A 15,795-nucleotide genomic window follows, 5' to 3' on the forward strand; every position below is an offset into this window, starting at 1 on the left:
TTCCTCAAGCGCGGGGCTTTGCCGGCAGCCACGCCGCCTTGGCCTGCGCTTCCAGCGCGAGCCGGCAGACGGTGAAGACGTGGCGCTGGCTCATCGCGGTTTCGCTGCGCGCGCCGATATCGGCAATCAGGTTGCGGAAGTAGGTCAGCGGTTCGCTGGAGGCGTCGATATGGCGAGTGCCGGCCTTGTCGACGAGGAAGACATGGTCGGTGCCGGGGCGGCCGGCGATGTCGACATATTTGCGCAGCTCGATCGTGCCTTCGGTGCCGAGGATGGTCAGGCGGCCGTCGCCCCAGGTCGGCAGGCCGTCGGCGGTGAACCAGTCGACGCGGATATAGCCGCCGGCCCGGTCGCTGCGCAGCAGGACTTCGCCGAAATCCTCGAAATCGGGCAGGTCTGGCACGCCGAAATGGCCGGTGCCGGAAGCAATGATCTCCGCATCGTCCGAGCCGGTGAAATGCAGGAACTGATCGATCTGGTGCGAGGCGATGTCGGTGAGGATGCCGCCATAATGGCGCTTGTCGAAGAACCAGCCCGGCCGGATCGCGCGGTTGAGCCGGTGCGGGCCCATGCCGAGCGTCTGCACGACGCGACCGACCGCGCCGTCCGCGATCAATTTGCCGGCGATGAGCGTGGCTGGAACGGTGAAGCGCTCGGAGAAGCAGATCGAGAAGATGCGGCCGGTCTCCGCGACGGCCTGCTCGACGGCGGCGAGCTGGTCGAAGTCGGTGACGCCGGGCTTGTCGACCATCACGTCCTTGCCGGCCCGCATGGCGCGGACGGCCAGCGCGGCGCGCTCCGCCGGGATGCCGGCGCAGAGGATCAAGTCGATCGACGGGTCGTCGATCAGCCGGGCGGCCGTGCTCTCGGGCAGGTCGGGGAAGCGCTCGCGGAAGCCTGTGAGGACACGCTCGTCGCTGGTCGCGGGATCGAAGCCGACGCAGGTCGCGCCGGCTTCGAGGAGACCACCGACCATATGGTAGATATGGCGGTGGTCGAGGCCGATGGCGGCGAACTTCATCGCTATTGCGGCGCGCCGTGGCCGACGCCGACCTCCTGGTCCCAGCGCCGGAAGGCGGCGACGAGACGCTCAGGCGTCAACGGCGGGCGGGTCGGCAGGCTGGTGATCAGCCCGTCATATTCCGTCCGGCCGTACTCGGCGAGGATATCGCGGCTCTCCTGCGGCGCCATGGCGAGCGTCACGCCCTTGACCGCCGGACCGGGGTAGAAATAGCCCTTGTCGTAGGTCACGGCCTGCGCTTCCGGCTTGAGCATGTAGGCCATGAGCGCGACCAGCGCGGGCATCTTGTCGGCCGGGACGCCCTTGGGGATGCACATGAACTGGGTGTCGGGAATCCAGTGCGTGTTGGCGAGGACGAAGACCTTCGCCTCCTTCGGCACGATGCCGAGCACGCGCGGGTTGATGTCCCAGCCCAGCGTCGAGACGATGACGTCGCGGGTGCCTTCGCCGAGCTCCTTCATCGTCGCGGCAGTGCCGCCCGGATAGTAGTCGATGCCGGTGCCGAGCTCCTTGAGATAGGCCCAGCTCTTGTCCCAGCCCTTGATCGGATCGGTCGGGTCGGCATCGCCGAGGATGTAGGGCAGGCCCATGAGCCAGGTCCAGCCGGGGCCGGAATTGATGGGGCGGGCATAGGTGAATCGCTTCGGGTTCTGCTTGACATAGGCAAGCAGCTCCTCGGCCGTCTTCGGCACGGTCTTGAGGCGCTCGGGCGCGTATTCGAAGAGCGGGCCGGAGGGCGAATAGACGACGGCGACGCCCTCGTTCTGGCCGAAATTGCGCTGCATCATCAGCGCCTGCTCGTGATAGACCTCCTCGGGCTTCGGCAGGTCCTTGGCATGGGACTTCCAGACATCGACCCAGAGCCCCTGCTGGATGCCGTCCGACATGGCGCCGGGGCCGGTGAGCACGAGGTCGATATCGACGCGGTTGGCCGCCTGCTGCGCCTTGAGCTTCGCCGGCAGTTCCGGAGAGGGGGCGCGCGAGAAATTCAGGCGCGAGATCAGCTTCGGATTGTCCTTTGCGAATTTCTCGATGGCCGCCTGCGTGAGCTGAAGATTGCCGGCGACATCGATGATGTTGAGCGAGACGGGCGCGCTCTGCGCCAGTGCTCCGCCGGCTTTCAGCGCAGCGAGGCCGGCCGCTCCGGCCATGACGGTGCGGCGTGTCGGATGGTTCATGATCTCTCCCTGGGTTGCGGCTCTCTTTTGCGATGCCATCAGCGGCATCCGGAGCATTTGACTGGGATACTAGTGCACCACCGTTGGAGGCGCCAGCGGATTCGGCGGCATGGCTGGCACCGCGCCGGGACATGGCGAAGCGGGTCGATCAGGCCTGTTCGAGCAGCAGCGCCTCGGCCGCGCGGCTGAGCAGGGGGGCGGCGGCGCCGTGGATCTCGTAGAGATGGCTGGCGGGCACGCCGGCGAGATCGGGCACGGCGAAGCCGTCCATCGTGCCCTCCGCCCGGAACAGGGTGTTGAACCGGGCCCAGAGCTGCGGGTTGGCGGAGAAGGGGCCGCTGACCGCGATCCGGGCCGGGAAGAGCAGGCGGCAGGCATTGGCGAGCGCGCGGGCCAGCAGCGCTGCCGCCATCTCCAGTTCGGGCAGGGCCAGCAGGTCGAGCCCGGCGAGCTGCCGGGCGAGACGCACCTCGTCCTGGTCGAGATCGGGCCAATGCCGGCGCAGCGCGGGGAGCAGCGACCAGAGCGCGGCGCCGGTTTCGAGGCAGGCGGTGTTGCCGCAGCCGCAGCGGCGCTCCCCCAGCGCGGCGAGGCGCCAATGGCCGATCTCGCCGAAGGAGCCGGTCGGCGCGAAGGGCTCGCCGTCGACCGCGTAGGCGAGACCGACGCCCCAGCCCCAGTGCAGCAGGATCGTCCCGCCCGCGAAATTCTCGGGCTCGCGGGCAGCGCGGGCGCGCAGTTCGGCATCGAGATTGCGGCAGATCGTGACCGGGCCAGCCACGGGTTCGAGCACCGCGGCGATGTCGAGCCCGCGCATGCGCGGCCAGCGCGAGGCCAAGAGCCATTGCCCCTGCTTCAGGTCGATCAGGCCGGAGAGCGAGACGGCGGTGCCGGCATGGCTCATGCCCGGCGGCATCGCGTCGATGAGGTCCCGTGCCAGTTTGGCCATGGCCTCGGCGATGGCGGCGTTGTCGGCATCGGCGGCGATGGGGCGGCGGCGCTCGGCGACGAGATGGCCGTTGAGATCGACCAGCGCGCCCGACAGCGACTGGCTGGAGACATAGATCACGGAGGCGCCGATGCGGCGGGTATGGGCGACGAGGATCGCCGGTGGCCGCCCGCGCCCGCTCGTCTCGCCGGTGGCCTCGATGACGAGGCGGCGCGCGATGAGATCTCCGACAACGCGCGAGACGCTGGTCGAGCGCAATTGCAGGATACGTCCGATATCGGCGCGGGAATGGGCCTCGCCATTGAGGATCAGCCGGTAGATCCGGGCGCAATCCCGGTCATGGGCGAGGGCCAGGCGGGTTTCGTCGAGCGTCAGCAGGGACAAGGCGGACTCTATTCGGAACGGTTGCGTTCAAAATTAATCGTTGCGTTTCGGCCGAAGCTTCATAAGCTCGCTTTCAGAATATCGGAAATTTTCTGACGCAAAAGGTTCAAAATTCGATGATCGAGATGCATGTCGCTTCCGATAAGGAAGAGCTCGGCCGGCAGGCGGCGGCGGCTGGTGCGCAGGCGATCCGCGACGAGCTTGCCCGCCATGGCGAGGCGACGATCATCGTGGCGACCGGCGCCAGCCAGTTCGAAATGCTGAACCATCTCGTCGCGGCCGAGGGCATCGACTGGTCGAAGGTCACGGCCTTCCATCTCGACGAATATGTCGGCCTGCCCGAGAGCCACCCGGCGAGCTTCCGGCGCTATCTGCGCGAGCGCTTCATGGCGCCGCTGAAGAACGCGCCGACCTTCATCCCGGTCGAAGGCGAGGGCGATCCCGCTGCGGCGGTGAAGCAGCTCAACCAGCAGATCGCCGGCAAGCGCATTGCGGTCTGCTTCGCCGGGTTCGGCGAGAACTGCCATCTCGCCTTCAACGATCCGCCGGCCGATTTCGACACGGAAGAGCCGTATCTGGTCGTCAATCTCGACGATGCCTGCCGGCAGCAGCAGTTCGGCGAAGGCTGGTTCCCGAGCTTCGACGCCGTGCCGCAACAGGCGATCTCGATGAGCATCCGCCAGATCCTGAAGAGCGAACTGATCGTCCTTTCGGTCTCGGACACGCGCAAGGCCGCCGCCACGAAGGCGGCGCTGGAAGGCCCGGTCAGCAATCTCAGCCCCGCCTCGATCCTGCAGACGCACAAGCGGACCGTGCTGTTCATCGATCCGCCGGCTGCCTCGCTGCTGAGCCGGAAAGGCTGAGGATGCGCACGCCCGGCCTCGTCGACCTGCAGGTGAACGGCTTTGCCGGGGTGGATTTCAACTCCGGCACGATCACTGCGGCCGAGCTCGACCGGGCGCTGGAGGCGATGCTGGCGACGGGCGTCACGATCTGCCTGCCGACGATCATCACGGCGCATCCGCATGAGCTGGAACAGCGCTTCCGGGCGCTCGACGCGGCCGTGACAGGAAGCAGGCTCGGGCCGCTGATGTGCCCGGGCTATCATCTTGAAGGCCCGTTCCTGAACCCGTCGGCCGGCTATGCCGGCTGCCATCCGCCCGACGCGATGACGGCGGCGACCGCCGACCTCGTCGCACATCTCGAAACATTGCTGTCGCGGCCGATCCTGATGGTGACGCTGGCGCCGGAGGTCGAGGGCGGGGTCGCGCTCGCCGGCCAGCTGGCAGGGATGGGCAAGATCGTCGCGATCGGCCATTCGGCCGCCGATTTCGAGGCTGTCGAGGCCGCCGCTGCCGCGGGAGCAACGCTCTCGACCCATCTCGGAAACGGCCTGCCGCAGCAGATGCACAAGCTGGTCAATCCGCTCTTCGCGCAGCTCGCCGAGGATCGTTTGATGGCCGGCTTCATCGCGGATGGCATCCATATCCATCCGAAGGCGCTGAAGAGCCTGATCCGGGCCAAGGGCTTCGAACGTTCGATCCTCGTCACCGATGCCGTGGTCGCGGCGGGCGCGGTGCCCGGCCGCTACAGCTTCGCCGGCATGCCGGTCGATCTCGCCGCCGACGGCTCGGTGCGCCAGCCCGGGGGCGCCTCGCTGGCGGGTTCGGCACTGAAGCTCGACGATGCCGTCCGCAACGTCGTCGCCTGGGGCATCGCGACGCCCGACGAAGCGGTCGCGATGGCCTCGACCCATGCGCTCGCCTGCATCGCCGGCGCATTGGCCGGGGCCGGCATCAGCTTGCCGGAGAGTGCGATCGACTGGTCGCCGGAACTCCATGTCCGCAGCGCTCGCATCGGCAGCGAGCGCCGCGATTTTGCCGCCTGAAGACGTCACCAACCAAAGCAAGAAGGGGAGAATCATGAGCGAATTTCCGAAAGGCGTGGATCGCCGCACCGTCCTGGGCGGGCTGAGCGCGCTGACCCTGGGCGGAGGCAGTGCGCTGGCCGCCGTGCCGGCACTGCCTTCCGCGCCGGTCGGCATCAACATCATCGATGTCGGCGGCGCGCTGGCGCTGATGCAGCAGGCCTTCGACGACTATCGCACGAACAATCCGAAGCTGGTCTCGCGCATCACCTATGTGAAGGCGCCGGCGCCGGAACTGGCGAGCAAGATCAAGGCGCAGCAGGATGCGGGCCGCTCCGATCTCGACCTCATCCTGACGGGCTCGGACGGGCTCGCGGCCGGTCTGGAGCAGAATCTCTGGCTCAAGATCTTCCCGGATTTCGCCGAGAAGTTCCCCAATATCGAGCAGAACTACGAGCCGGCTGCGCTCAACCTGCACAAGGCGCAGGGCGCAGGCTTCGGCACGGTGGTGAACTACTATCCGTCCGGGCCGCTGCTCGAATACATGCCGGCGCGCGTCAAGCAGGTGCCGACCACCGCCGAGGAGCTGCTCGCCTGGGCCAAGGCCAACCCCAACAAGTTCATGTACGCCCGCCCGACCAATTCGGGGCCGGGCCGTACCTTCATGATGGGCTTGCCCTATCTCCTCGGCGACAAGGACCCGCAGGACCCGGTCAATGGCTGGGACAAGACCTGGGCCTATCTGCAGGCGATCGGCGAATATATCGAGTATTATCCGGCCGGCACCGGCGCCACGATGAAGGAGTTCGGCGACGGCTCGCGCGACATCATCATCTCGACCACGGGCTGGGACATCAATCCGCGCGCGCTCGGCATCGTGCCGAAGGAAGCGAAGATCCAGACGCTGAAGGGCTTCCACTGGGTCTCGGACGCCTTCTTCATGTGCGTGCCGAAGGGCATCCCGAACGATCGCCTCGCCGTCGTGCTCGACATCATGGCGCATGTGCTGACGCCCAAGATGCAGGCCTATTCCTATGACGAGGGCTATCTCTATCCCGGCCCCGCGGTGAAGAATGTGCCGCTGTCGCTCGCGCCGCAGCGCAGCCAGGACGTGATCGCGGAGTTCGGCCGGCCCGAATATGCCGACTTGATCGCCAATAACCCGATCGAACTGCCGCTGAAGCCCGACAAGATGGTCGTCGCCTTCCGCAAGTGGGACGAACTGGTCGGCGCCAAGCGCAAGCGCTGATCCATACCGCCATCTTTTCGCCCTGCCCTTGCGGTGGGGCGAAAGGAAAGGCCCGGAAGCCATCGCGGATGGATTCCGGGCCTTTTTCGTTTCGAAATCAGTAGGCGATTTCCTTGTCGTTTTCGGCTCTCCTCCAGAACACTCTGACGCCGCCTTCCGATGCGGCTTCGAGACCCGGGACGGCCGCCCTGGATGACGAGGCCGCGAGCCTTACCGCTTGATCGATACGCCCCAAGGGCGGGGCGTGCCGAGTGCCCAGCTCCTGTAACCTTCGATATTGCTCCTGGAAGCGCTGAGGCGCGTGCCGGAGAACAGCGTGATCATCGGAATGTCCGCGCGGTACATGTCCTCGAGCTTGTCGAAGATCGCCTGGCGCTGCGCCGGATCGGCGATCGCCATGCTGCGCGTGACGAGATCCGCCGCCGCCTTGCTGTCCCAGGCCTTGCGGGGCTGGGTGGCCTTGTCGCCGGTGAACATCTCGAAGGACAGCGACGGGTCGAGGCGCGCGGAGAAGGAGTGCGACATCATCTGGTAGTTGCCGGCCAGGTAGCGATCCTGCTGGACGCCCCAGTCGACGACCTCGACCTCGATATTGATGCCCGCCTCCCGGGCCATCGCCTGGACCAGGATCGCCTGGTCGAACATCTCCGGATAGCGCTTGTTCGCCAGCAGCTTGACGACCTGCCCGCGATATCCTGCCTCCATCAGCAGCTTTTTCGCCGCCGGGATATCCCGGTGGATCGGAGCGGCCTGCTTTGCCTTGTGATAGGCGCTCGAGCGCGGGATCGGCGAATGGCTCGCCTTGGATTGCGAACCGGTCACCTCGTCGGCGATGGTTTCCAGGTCCAGCGAGAGAAGGATGGCCTTGCGCATCCGGACGTCCGACAGCAACGGGTCCTTCGTCTGGATCGGAAGGTCGCTGATGCTCATCGTCGGGACGCTTTCGATGGCGATGTCCTTGCGCGAGCGGTATTCCTGGAGATCGCTCGTGGCGATATCCCAGTTGATGTCGATCCCGTTCGACAGCAACGCAGCCTTCGCCGTGGCCTCGTCGGGGATGACGAGATAGTCGACCTGCGCGACGAGAGGGGTCTTGTCGCCGGTGAGGCCGTCCCGCGGGCCGGGGCCGGACGTATAATGCTCGTTGGCGAGGAGGCGGATGAACTGGCCGCGCTTCCAATCGCCGAGCTTGTAGGGCCCGGTCGTCACCGGCTCGCGCCAGCTCCCGTCCGGGTTGAGCGAACTCGAATGGAAGATGCCTGTCCCGCCGCAATCGGGCCGGGCCAGGGTGGCGAGGAACAGCGCCGAGGGCTTTTCCAGCGTGAAGACGACCGTTCTGTCGTCCGGCGCCGTGATGCCCGTCACCTTGACCGCGCCGCGTCCGTCGACCTCGCTCAGGCAACGCCAGCCCGTCTTCGGGTCGGTATAGCGCTGCCAGGCGAAGAGGACGTCCTTGGTCGTCAGGGGGGCGCCGTTGCTGAACCTGACGCCGTCGCGCAGCACGAAGGTGTAGGTCTTGCCGTCCTCCGAGACGGCGACGGATTTGGCGAGCACCGGCCCGACCGAGCTGTCGTCCCTGAAGGCGATCAGCCCTTCGAACAGGTTGGTCTGGATGGCATCGGTGATCGCGTCGCGATTGGTGCCGGGATCGAGCGTGCGCGCATCGGCGCCCAGCCGAATCCGCAGCGCCGGCTGTTGAGCTGCCGCGGGAAGCGCGGCACCCAGGAGGCTCAAGACGATGACAAGTTTCTTCATGGCGCCCCTCACTGTTTTTGATTCAGATTCGCTGGGGCAGCAGATCGAAAGCGGCCTCGCTTGCCGGAACGATCTGATGCCAAAGGAGGAATCGGGCCGCCCCGCATCGCTCGGGATGCAGGGGGAGCCGGAGCCGCGCGATGCTCAGGCCGCCGACCTGGTGCTGCCTGCCACGCCCCTCGGAGCGAGGGTGTAGCGCGTGAAATTGCGATGGAGCGCGGGGAGCAGGGCCACGTCCATGACGCCTTTCGCCGGCTGCATGACGATCATCGCCACGGTCACGGACTGGTTGTTGCCGGAGAAGCTGGGCCGCGGCGGCCGGCAGACCGACCAGGGCGACTGATAATCGTCGAACAGCGCCGTCTTGACGTGATCGACCGTGATCTGCCCGACATGCGGCTCCAGGCTTTCGCGCACGCGGGTGTCGCGATAGAGCGAATCCGGCATGTTGGCGATACCGGTATCCGTCAGCTTCGACAGGGCGACGGGGCTCTGGAAGTGATTGGCGTGCACGATCAGGCCATCCTGCGGCTGGATCATGAAGGTCTCGTCCGGCACGCATTCGAAATCGATCGCGATTCCCTCGCTCTGCGTCACGATGATGTTGTTTGAGGCCGATTTGGGCGTCGTATAGACCGCGTGCATCGCCCGGCCGAGCAGGTCCTGCTCGAGAACCTTCCTGCGGATCAGTGCCAGCGGAACGCCGAGACGACGGTAGTCGCGTTCGCATTCGAGATAGTTGCCGGTAATGCTGATGCCGGCGGTGTTGAACCCGAAGCGCGCGAGCACGCCGGCTTCCGTGAAGGTGATGATGTCCGGCCCATCCTCATTCCTGATTTTCAGGACAACGGCCGTGTCGACGCACTCCGTCTTCCAGTCCCAGTTCTGGGCATGAATCAAGGCGCCCTCCTTGGAGGCCCTGGGCAGCACGACCAGACCGGTGCACTCATCATGAAGCTCGCGGCTTGCCTCGGTCCTGCCGGCGAGCTTGAGCAGTTCCGTCCTGGCGTTCAGCAACATGACGGAGGCGAAATTCACACCGGCGCCCTCAGCGATCCCGTGCATCTCCTCGACATAATTCGCGTCGAAAGCCGCCACCTGGCTTTCGAAGCCGAGCGCGGTCTCCTCGATGACCGCCTGGCTGACATTCTTCTTGCGGATCTGATCGGTATAATGCTGCACGCCCAGCCTGATGCGGGCGGCGGCCTGCTCACCGTACTGGCGACCCTGCTCGCGCGGCGCACCGGAAACCTCGATCGTCGGACATTCAACGGGAGCGGCCATGTTCGATTCCTTCGCCGGTGCGATTGCACTAGTGGTCGTCGACAGTCATGTAACAGAATGTTTTTCTGGAATCAAATGAACACAGACCGCGCCCTGACCAATCTGCAGCGCAGGCTGATCGACCGGATTCTCGAATTCGTCCGGCACGAAGGGTTGCGTCCCGGCGACCGCATCAACGAGCAGCAGATCGCCTTGCGGCTGGGGGTGTCGCGCACGCCGATCAGGACGGCTCTCGCGCTTCTCCAGGACGATGGCGTGGTGCTGCGGCGCCCGGGCACCGGCGTTGTGCTGGTCAACCTGCCCGATGACGGCGGCATCGGAATCGAGACCCGCGAGCTGGCCCCTTCAGCCGCCCGGGAGGAGGCGCTGGTTCTCCGGATCGCGACCGAGAGGGATCGGCAGGAGCTGGACGACGAGTTCTCTGTCGTCGAACTGGCTGAGCGATACGGCGTGGCCCGGGCCGCCCTCGTCCCGATCCTGGAACGTCTGGCGGGGCTCGGCATGATCGAAAAGAAGCCGGGCTATGGCTGGCGCTTCCTGACGGACTGGAACCTGACCATCGTCGATGAAAGCTATCGGTTCAGGATGGTGATCGAGCCCGCGGCCTTGCTGGAGCCCGACTTCAGCGTGTCTCGCAAGTGGCTCGACGACACGCGCGCCGCGCACGAGAGCTTTCTCAAGAAGGCCTGGACGGAAGACATGAGCGTGGCGCTGTTCGAGACGAATGCCGCTTTCCATGAGGATCTCGCAGCCGCTTCCGGAAATCGCTTCTATCGAGAAGCCGTTCGCCTCCAGAGCAGACTGCGCCGGTTCGCGATGTACAACTGGAGAAGCGGGCGTGTGCGCGTTGAAAAGAACTTCACCGAGCATATGGCGATCCTGGATGCGATCGAACGGGGTCGTCTCGACGAGGCTTCGGATCTGATGCGAGCCCATCTGCGGATCGCATGGGAATCGACGTCCCGGAGGTTCAGTCCGGCCGCCTCCTAGCGCATTTCCGGCGAACACAGGTTCGCTCGAGGGGCCCGGCAGATGGAGGCCAGCGTGCCGGCCGGCCCGGCATGGTCAGTCACATAGGCAGTTGTCGGGGTCGACATGATCGAGAAGAAGCAAGTTCTGGCATTCGGCGACAGCTTGACCTGGGGCCGAGACCCGGAGGCCAAAGCCAGGCATCGTCACGCGGATCGCTGGACCAGTGTCGTCGAGGCCGAACTTGCCGATGTGTGGGTCATCGCCGAAGGGCTGAGCGGTCGCACGACTTGCTTCGACGATCACGCCGGGCCGGCCGACCGCAATGGCACGCGCGCGCTCCCTGTTCTCATCGGCAGCCATGCTCCGCTCGATCTCGTGATCATCATGCTGGGCACCAACGATCTGAAGCCGCATGTCTGCGGCAGTGCGCTCGGGGCCTCGTTCGGGATGGCGCGTCTTGTGGAAATCGTGCGGACGTATCCGCATGGCCGCCAGCCGCCAGCGATCCTGTTGATGAGCCCGCCCCATTTCGGCGCAAGCCGGGCGCCGGACGGACAGCCCGGCGGCGGCCGCAGCATCGCGGAATCGCAAAAGCTGGCACCGCTTTATAAGGCTGTCGCCGAGCGCGCGGATTGCTCCTTCTTCGATGCGGCGTCCGTTTCCGTGGCCTCGAAGGTCGACGGGGTGCATCTGGATGCCGTCAATACCCGGGCGATCGGGACGGCCCTGGCTCCGGTCGTCGCGGCCATGCTGACGCGCTGATCGTCATCAGATCCGCGATCCGGCGGGCGCCGGGAACCCGACGACCGCGTTCCCGCGCATCGCGGGCTCCAGGAAGGATCACCGGATATTGGTTGGCGCCAGCCGGGCATCCTCCAGAAGGCCGCCGAGAACATGCGGGATCAGCCCGCCCGATTTCAGGAGGGTGATTTCGAGCGAGGTCTCGATCGCGGCCCGCAGGGCGATTGCGACGGTTTCGCCGGAGGGGCGAATGAGCGTCAGCGGAACCGTGCATCGCGGCATCAGATGATCCGGGCGAAGATCGACCGCAAAAAGATCGGCCGAGCCGATGGCGAGGGTGCCCGGAAAGACGCCTTCGGGCAGCAAGAGTGGCAGGATGCCCATCCCGATCAGGTTGGTGCGGTGGATGCGCTCGATGCTCGCAGCGATCACGGCGCGAACGCCGAGCAGCGCCACGGCCTTCGCAGCCCAGTCCCGCGAGGAGCCCATGCCGTAGCGCTCGCCCGCCACGAGTACGAGCGGGGTGCTCTCGCCTGCATAACGTTCGGCCGCTTCGGTCAGCGGCACGATCTCCCCGGACGGCTCGTGCCGCGTGAAGCCGGCCGGTGCATCCGCCGGCAGCAGGCGGTTGACCGCCATCCGGTTGGTGAATGCGCCCCGGACCATCACTTCGAAATTGCCGCGCCGCGAGGCGAAGACGTTGAGATCGGCGGGATCGCCACCGCCGGCGATGATGTGCTGCCCGGCGGGGCTGTCCGGGCGGATCTGGTTTGCCGGCGAAATATGGTCGGTGGTAACGTCGTCGCCCAGCACGATCAGCGGCCGGGCATGCCCTTCCGGCGCCGGCAACCCTTGCGGGCGGACGAAGGGCGGCTTGCGCAGATAGGTCGAGGCGGGGTCCCACGGGAATTGCGGTCCACTCGGCGCATCGAGATCGATCCAGAGCGGCCGGGTCGCGGCCTCCTGATAGGCCGCGTCGAAATCGGCCACGTCCCAGCCGCAAGCGACGGCCTCGTCGATCTCGGCGCCGGTCGGCCAGATCTCGCCGAGCATCACGGGCTTGCCGGCCCGGTCGAAGCCGAGCGGCTCCCGCGCGATGTCGATGTTGACGGTGCCGGCGAGCGCGAAGGCGATGACCAGCGGGGGCGAGGCCAGAAAGCCGTTCTCGAGATCGGGATGGACACGGCCGGGGAAATTACGGTTGCCGGACAGGACCGCGACCGGTCGGAAGCCCTCGCGGCCCAGCTCGTTCCTGACGACATCGAGCAAGGCTCCGGAATTGCCGATGCAGGTCGTGCAGCCATAGCCGACGATGCCGAAGCCGAGCCCTTCGAGATCGTCGAGCAGGCCGGCGCGACGCAGGAACCGTTCCGCCGTGGGCGATCCCGGCGCCAGAGAGGTCTTGACATGGGCCGGCGGCAACAACCCGCGCGCGCGAGCCTTGCCGGCGAGAATGCCCGCAGCCGCGAGCATGCTCGCATCGGATGTGTTGGTGCAGCTCGTGATCGCGGCGATCACGACCGCCCCATCGGGCAAAGCGCCTTCACGCGCGGGACGCAGAGCCGGGGTGAAGGCTGAACGGGTCGAGCCAGCGGCGAGCCGATCCTGCGGACGCCGCGGCCCGGCGACGCTGGCTTCGATCGCGTCGAGATCGATGGCGATGGTCCGCGTGAAACGCGGTTCGGCCCCGGCATCGAACCAGAGCCCGCTCGCCCTGGCATAGGCCTCGACCAGCGCGCAGTCTTCAGGCGGCCGGCCGATCCGTGCGAGATAGGCCAGCGCTTTGTCATCAATCGGGAAATACCCGGTCGATGCCCCGTATTCCGGCGCCATATTGGCGATCGCGGCGCGTTCGCCGACCGACAAGCTCCGCACGCCCGGCCCGAAGAACTCGACGAAATCGCCGGTGACGCCGATGGCGCGCAGCGCACGGGTCACTTCCAGCGCAAGGTCGGTCGCGAGCACGCCGTCGCGCAAGCGGCCCGTGAGCTTCACGCCGATGACGTCGGGAATCCGCAGCACGACAGGCACGCCGAACAAGGCGCCTTCCGCCTCCAGCCCGCCGACGCCCCAGCCGAGCACGCCGAGCCCATTGACGGTCGGCGTATGACTGTCGGTCCCGAGCAGGGCATCCGGGAAGGCCCGGCGCTCGCCCCGATGCGTCTCGCTGATGACCACTCTGGAAAGCCGCTCCAGATTGATCGTGTGCATGATACCCGATCCCGGCGGGTGCACCCGGACGCCCGGCATGGCCGCCGCCGCCCATTTCATCAGGCGATAGCGCTCTGCGTTGCGCGCGAATTCCTTTTCCAGGTTGCGCTGGAAGGCATCGGGCCGGGCGAAGACATCGACGCCGGAGGAATGGTCCGTCGAGACGTCGACGGGGATCCGCGGCATCAGCAGGTCGGGATCGCGACCGTTCTCGGCGAGCACATCGCGCATCGCCGCAATATCGACCAGCGCCGGGCCGCAGGTCGTGTCATGCATCATGATCCGGTTCGGCAGGAATGGAATCTCGACGAGACTTGAACCCTGAGCGAGCCAGTCACGAAAGGCCTGAGGCAGATGCGCCGTCTCTTCCGCGGGGGCCGAGCGCATCGCATTCTCGAACAGAATCCGCAGGACATGCGGCAGGCGCCGGAAATCCGCACCCAGCAACGACGCGACATCGAGGCGGTAGAACCGTTCGCCCGCCGCTTCGAAATCCGTCCACCGGGCCTTGTCGTTCAACGTCACGATCGCGTTCGGGCCTGAGCCCGCCTTATTGAAATGCCGGGTCGAAGGAAGACCGGAACGCCATGGCGGGAGCCTAATGACATTAATTGGCTTTATCAATCTATAAAACCAATGTTGGCGTGACGGATTTTCCCTGGAGTGCCGTTGGACTTGTCTGTGGAGCTAGGCCGTGCGCCCTGGGTCGCTGGAGTGCGGATGCACGACCGGCGATTTGGAGGCGAGCGCCCCGCTGAGATGCCGGCGCATCAGATGGGCCGCCTCCAGATTGTCGCCCCTCGCGAGGAGGTCGAGCATCTCCAGATGCTCGCGGCTCTGCACGGCAATGCGCTGCGGGTTCACCTTGAGCCGGTATTCCGCCAGCCGCCGCAACTGGTTGGCACGCTCCAGCGCGTAGAAGAACATCGGATTGCCGGACATCCTGATGATGCCCTCGTGGAACGCGGCGCCGGCCGCCGTCATCGCCGCAGGCGCCAGCTCGTCGAGGTCGCCCGAGGCCAGCCGCTCCTGCGTCCGGCGCAGGGATGCGGCGACCGTACGGTCGAACCGGAAGCTCGGCTCGAGCAGGGCGGCAGGCTCGATGACTGCGCGAAAACGGTAGATTTCTTCGAAAGCCTCGGCCGTCTTGGCGACCTGGCGCAATTTCCAGCCATAGCCGGGCTTCGGCTCGGCCCAGCCTTCGCGAGAGGCGCGAGACAGGAGGTCCTGCGCCTGCGCGCGCGTCAGGCTGTAGCGATCCCGGATGGCCTGCTCGGTCTGATCGGCGCCGATCCGGTCCTTGAGCCAGTCTTCCGCCAGTTCGTAATAGGGATCGCTTTCGCAAGGGCCGACAGGCTCCAGCCCCGTCTCTCCGGCTGTTCGCCCCGCGGCCGGCAGCACGAAGAAGCCGCGGTTCCGGCGGTTTTCGATGACGCCCCGGTCGCAGAGGATGGCCAGCGCCTCGCGCACCGGCGAACGCGAGACCTCGAAGCGCTTCGCCAGCACCTCCGTCGCCAGATGCGAGCCCGTGCCGAATTCGCCCATGCCGATGCGCGCGATGATGTCGTTGGCGATGCGAAGAGCGAGAGGGCTATGGGGCATGTCCGGCGCCATTGAAACGCGCGAGTGATCGCAGGTCATGGCGGCGATGGCAAATCGCGCGGGTCGCTCCGGCGTATATTTGGCTTTATATCATGAAATGGCCAATATCGGGCTTGGCTGAACCGCGAGCGGGAGCGGCATCCTCAGTTCGCGACCGGGGCCTTGTGCTCTTCGTCGATGGAGCGGGTATCTCCCGTTTCGATCAGCGTGCGGGTCGCATCGATCGACGCGTAGATCCAGAGAATCTTCATGCCTTCGCTGTCGGAGACGTTGCGGAAGCGATGCGGAAGATTCGCCGGGATGAAGGTGATGTCGCCGGCCTGGATCGGATATTCGACACCGTCGATCTCCGCGATTGCCGTGCCTTCGAGGAGCATGACGCTTTCCTCGCAATTGTGCCTGTGCATCGGGATCGCGGCACCCGGCTCGAAGATCGTGATGCCGTTGATGAAGCTGGTGGATCCGGTCCGCCGCGTGACCAGGGGAATGGTCCTGGCACCGCCGCCGCGCTGACGGGCCGGGATCTCGGACGGCCGCAGAACGGCCGGCTTGGCTCGTGTCGGCATGCCTCTTCCTTTCGCG

Annotated in this window: 13 protein-coding genes; 5 read left to right on the forward strand and 8 right to left on the reverse strand. The window is 66.2% G+C overall.

Annotated features, from left to right (window positions below):
- Window positions 1-4 precede the first annotated feature (4 nt).
- From AC1RLU_RS17595 to AC1RLU_RS17605, 3 genes are all read right to left on the reverse strand, one after another.
- Window positions 5-1,021 carry a Gfo/Idh/MocA family protein gene (locus AC1RLU_RS17595; protein ID WP_492797121.1) on the reverse strand — a complete coding sequence of 339 codons (1,017 nt, stop codon included), beginning with the start codon at window positions 1,019-1,021 and terminating at the stop codon, window positions 5-7.
- A gap of 2 nt (window positions 1,022-1,023) precedes the next feature.
- On the reverse strand, window positions 1,024-2,199 hold the full coding sequence (locus tag AC1RLU_RS17600) for an extracellular solute-binding protein (protein ID WP_492797123.1): 1,176 nt from the start codon (window positions 2,197-2,199) through the stop codon (window positions 1,024-1,026).
- Window positions 2,200-2,347: 148 nt separating this feature from the next.
- The gene (locus AC1RLU_RS17605) at window positions 2,348-3,532 is read right to left on the reverse strand and encodes an ROK family protein (protein WP_492797125.1); all 1,185 of its coding nucleotides are present in this window, start codon (window positions 3,530-3,532) and stop codon (window positions 2,348-2,350) included.
- Between the two features lie 116 nt (window positions 3,533-3,648).
- On the opposite strand from AC1RLU_RS17605, the gene AC1RLU_RS17610 reads away from it, so the two are divergent.
- The 3 genes from AC1RLU_RS17610 to AC1RLU_RS17620 are packed head-to-tail and all read left to right on the forward strand — an operon-like array spanning window position 3,649 to window position 6,648.
- Complete coding sequence (locus AC1RLU_RS17610) at window positions 3,649-4,395, forward strand: 6-phosphogluconolactonase (protein ID WP_091861812.1); 747 nt, start codon at window positions 3,649-3,651, stop codon at window positions 4,393-4,395.
- Window positions 4,396-4,397: 2 nt separating this feature from the next.
- Window positions 4,398-5,420: an N-acetylglucosamine-6-phosphate deacetylase gene (locus tag AC1RLU_RS17615; RefSeq protein WP_492797127.1), complete on the forward strand. Its 1,023-nt coding sequence runs from the start codon at window positions 4,398-4,400 to the stop codon at window positions 5,418-5,420.
- Window positions 5,421-5,454: 34 nt separating this feature from the next.
- The gene (locus AC1RLU_RS17620) at window positions 5,455-6,648 is read left to right on the forward strand and encodes an extracellular solute-binding protein (RefSeq protein ID WP_492797129.1); all 1,194 of its coding nucleotides are present in this window, start codon (window positions 5,455-5,457) and stop codon (window positions 6,646-6,648) included.
- Window positions 6,649-6,858: 210 nt separating this feature from the next.
- On the opposite strand, the gene AC1RLU_RS17625 is transcribed toward AC1RLU_RS17620, so the two are convergent.
- Both AC1RLU_RS17625 and AC1RLU_RS17630 read right to left on the reverse strand, forming a co-directional pair.
- The gene (locus tag AC1RLU_RS17625; RefSeq protein ID WP_492797131.1) at window positions 6,859-8,403 is read right to left on the reverse strand and encodes an ABC transporter substrate-binding protein; all 1,545 of its coding nucleotides are present in this window, start codon (window positions 8,401-8,403) and stop codon (window positions 6,859-6,861) included.
- Window positions 8,404-8,547: 144 nt separating this feature from the next.
- A complete protein-coding gene (locus AC1RLU_RS17630; protein WP_492797133.1) occupies window positions 8,548-9,687 on the reverse strand; it encodes a C45 family autoproteolytic acyltransferase/hydrolase in 1,140 nt (379 codons plus the stop codon).
- Between the two features lie 57 nt (window positions 9,688-9,744).
- Between AC1RLU_RS17630 and AC1RLU_RS17635 the strand changes: the two genes are divergently transcribed.
- Together AC1RLU_RS17635 and AC1RLU_RS17640 are read left to right on the forward strand one after the other, a co-directional pair.
- Window positions 9,745-10,677 carry a GntR family transcriptional regulator gene (locus AC1RLU_RS17635; protein WP_492797135.1) on the forward strand — a complete coding sequence of 311 codons (933 nt, stop codon included), beginning with the start codon at window positions 9,745-9,747 and terminating at the stop codon, window positions 10,675-10,677.
- Between the two features lie 105 nt (window positions 10,678-10,782).
- Window positions 10,783-11,421, forward strand: coding sequence for an SGNH/GDSL hydrolase family protein (locus tag AC1RLU_RS17640; protein ID WP_492797137.1), 639 nt, complete (start codon window positions 10,783-10,785; stop codon window positions 11,419-11,421).
- Between the two features lie 78 nt (window positions 11,422-11,499).
- Here AC1RLU_RS17640 and acnA read toward each other — a convergent pair whose 3' ends face one another.
- The 3 genes from acnA to AC1RLU_RS17655 form a co-directional block, all read right to left on the reverse strand.
- Window positions 11,500-14,130 carry an aconitate hydratase AcnA gene (gene acnA, locus AC1RLU_RS17645; RefSeq protein ID WP_492797655.1) on the reverse strand — a complete coding sequence of 877 codons (2,631 nt, stop codon included), beginning with the start codon at window positions 14,128-14,130 and terminating at the stop codon, window positions 11,500-11,502.
- Between the two features lie 168 nt (window positions 14,131-14,298).
- Window positions 14,299-15,213: a GntR family transcriptional regulator gene (locus AC1RLU_RS17650; RefSeq protein ID WP_492797139.1), complete on the reverse strand. Its 915-nt coding sequence runs from the start codon at window positions 15,211-15,213 to the stop codon at window positions 14,299-14,301.
- 143 nt (window positions 15,214-15,356) lie between these two features.
- Complete coding sequence (locus AC1RLU_RS17655) at window positions 15,357-15,779, reverse strand: cupin domain-containing protein (protein WP_492797141.1); 423 nt, start codon at window positions 15,777-15,779, stop codon at window positions 15,357-15,359.
- Window positions 15,780-15,795: the final 16 nt, after the last annotated feature.

Source organism: Allobosea sp. GW822-FHT05A11 (assembly GCF_058800455.1).

Excerpts from the sequence above, each read along its gene's own strand:
- AC1RLU_RS17600 (WP_492797123.1), bottom strand. The coding sequence starts at position 2,199 with ATGAACCATCCGACACGCCGCACCGTCATGGCCGGAGCGGCCGGCCTC.
- AC1RLU_RS17610 (WP_091861812.1), top strand. The coding sequence starts at position 3,649 with ATGATCGAGATGCATGTCGCTTCCGATAAGGAAGAGCTCGGCCGGCAG.
- AC1RLU_RS17620 (WP_492797129.1), top strand. The coding sequence starts at position 5,455 with ATGAGCGAATTTCCGAAAGGCGTGGATCGCCGCACCGTCCTGGGCGGG.
- AC1RLU_RS17655 (WP_492797141.1), bottom strand. The coding sequence starts at position 15,779 with ATGCCGACACGAGCCAAGCCGGCCGTTCTGCGGCCGTCCGAGATCCCG.
- AC1RLU_RS17650 (WP_492797139.1), bottom strand. The coding sequence starts at position 15,213 with ATGCCCCATAGCCCTCTCGCTCTTCGCATCGCCAACGACATCATCGCG.
- AC1RLU_RS17615 (WP_492797127.1), top strand. The coding sequence starts at position 4,398 with ATGCGCACGCCCGGCCTCGTCGACCTGCAGGTGAACGGCTTTGCCGGG.
- AC1RLU_RS17595 (WP_492797121.1), bottom strand. The coding sequence starts at position 1,021 with ATGAAGTTCGCCGCCATCGGCCTCGACCACCGCCATATCTACCATATG.
- AC1RLU_RS17630 (WP_492797133.1), bottom strand. The coding sequence starts at position 9,687 with ATGGCCGCTCCCGTTGAATGTCCGACGATCGAGGTTTCCGGTGCGCCG.
- AC1RLU_RS17635 (WP_492797135.1), top strand. The coding sequence starts at position 9,745 with ATGTTTTTCTGGAATCAAATGAACACAGACCGCGCCCTGACCAATCTG.
- AC1RLU_RS17625 (WP_492797131.1), bottom strand. The coding sequence starts at position 8,403 with ATGAAGAAACTTGTCATCGTCTTGAGCCTCCTGGGTGCCGCGCTTCCC.
- AC1RLU_RS17640 (WP_492797137.1), top strand. The coding sequence starts at position 10,783 with ATGATCGAGAAGAAGCAAGTTCTGGCATTCGGCGACAGCTTGACCTGG.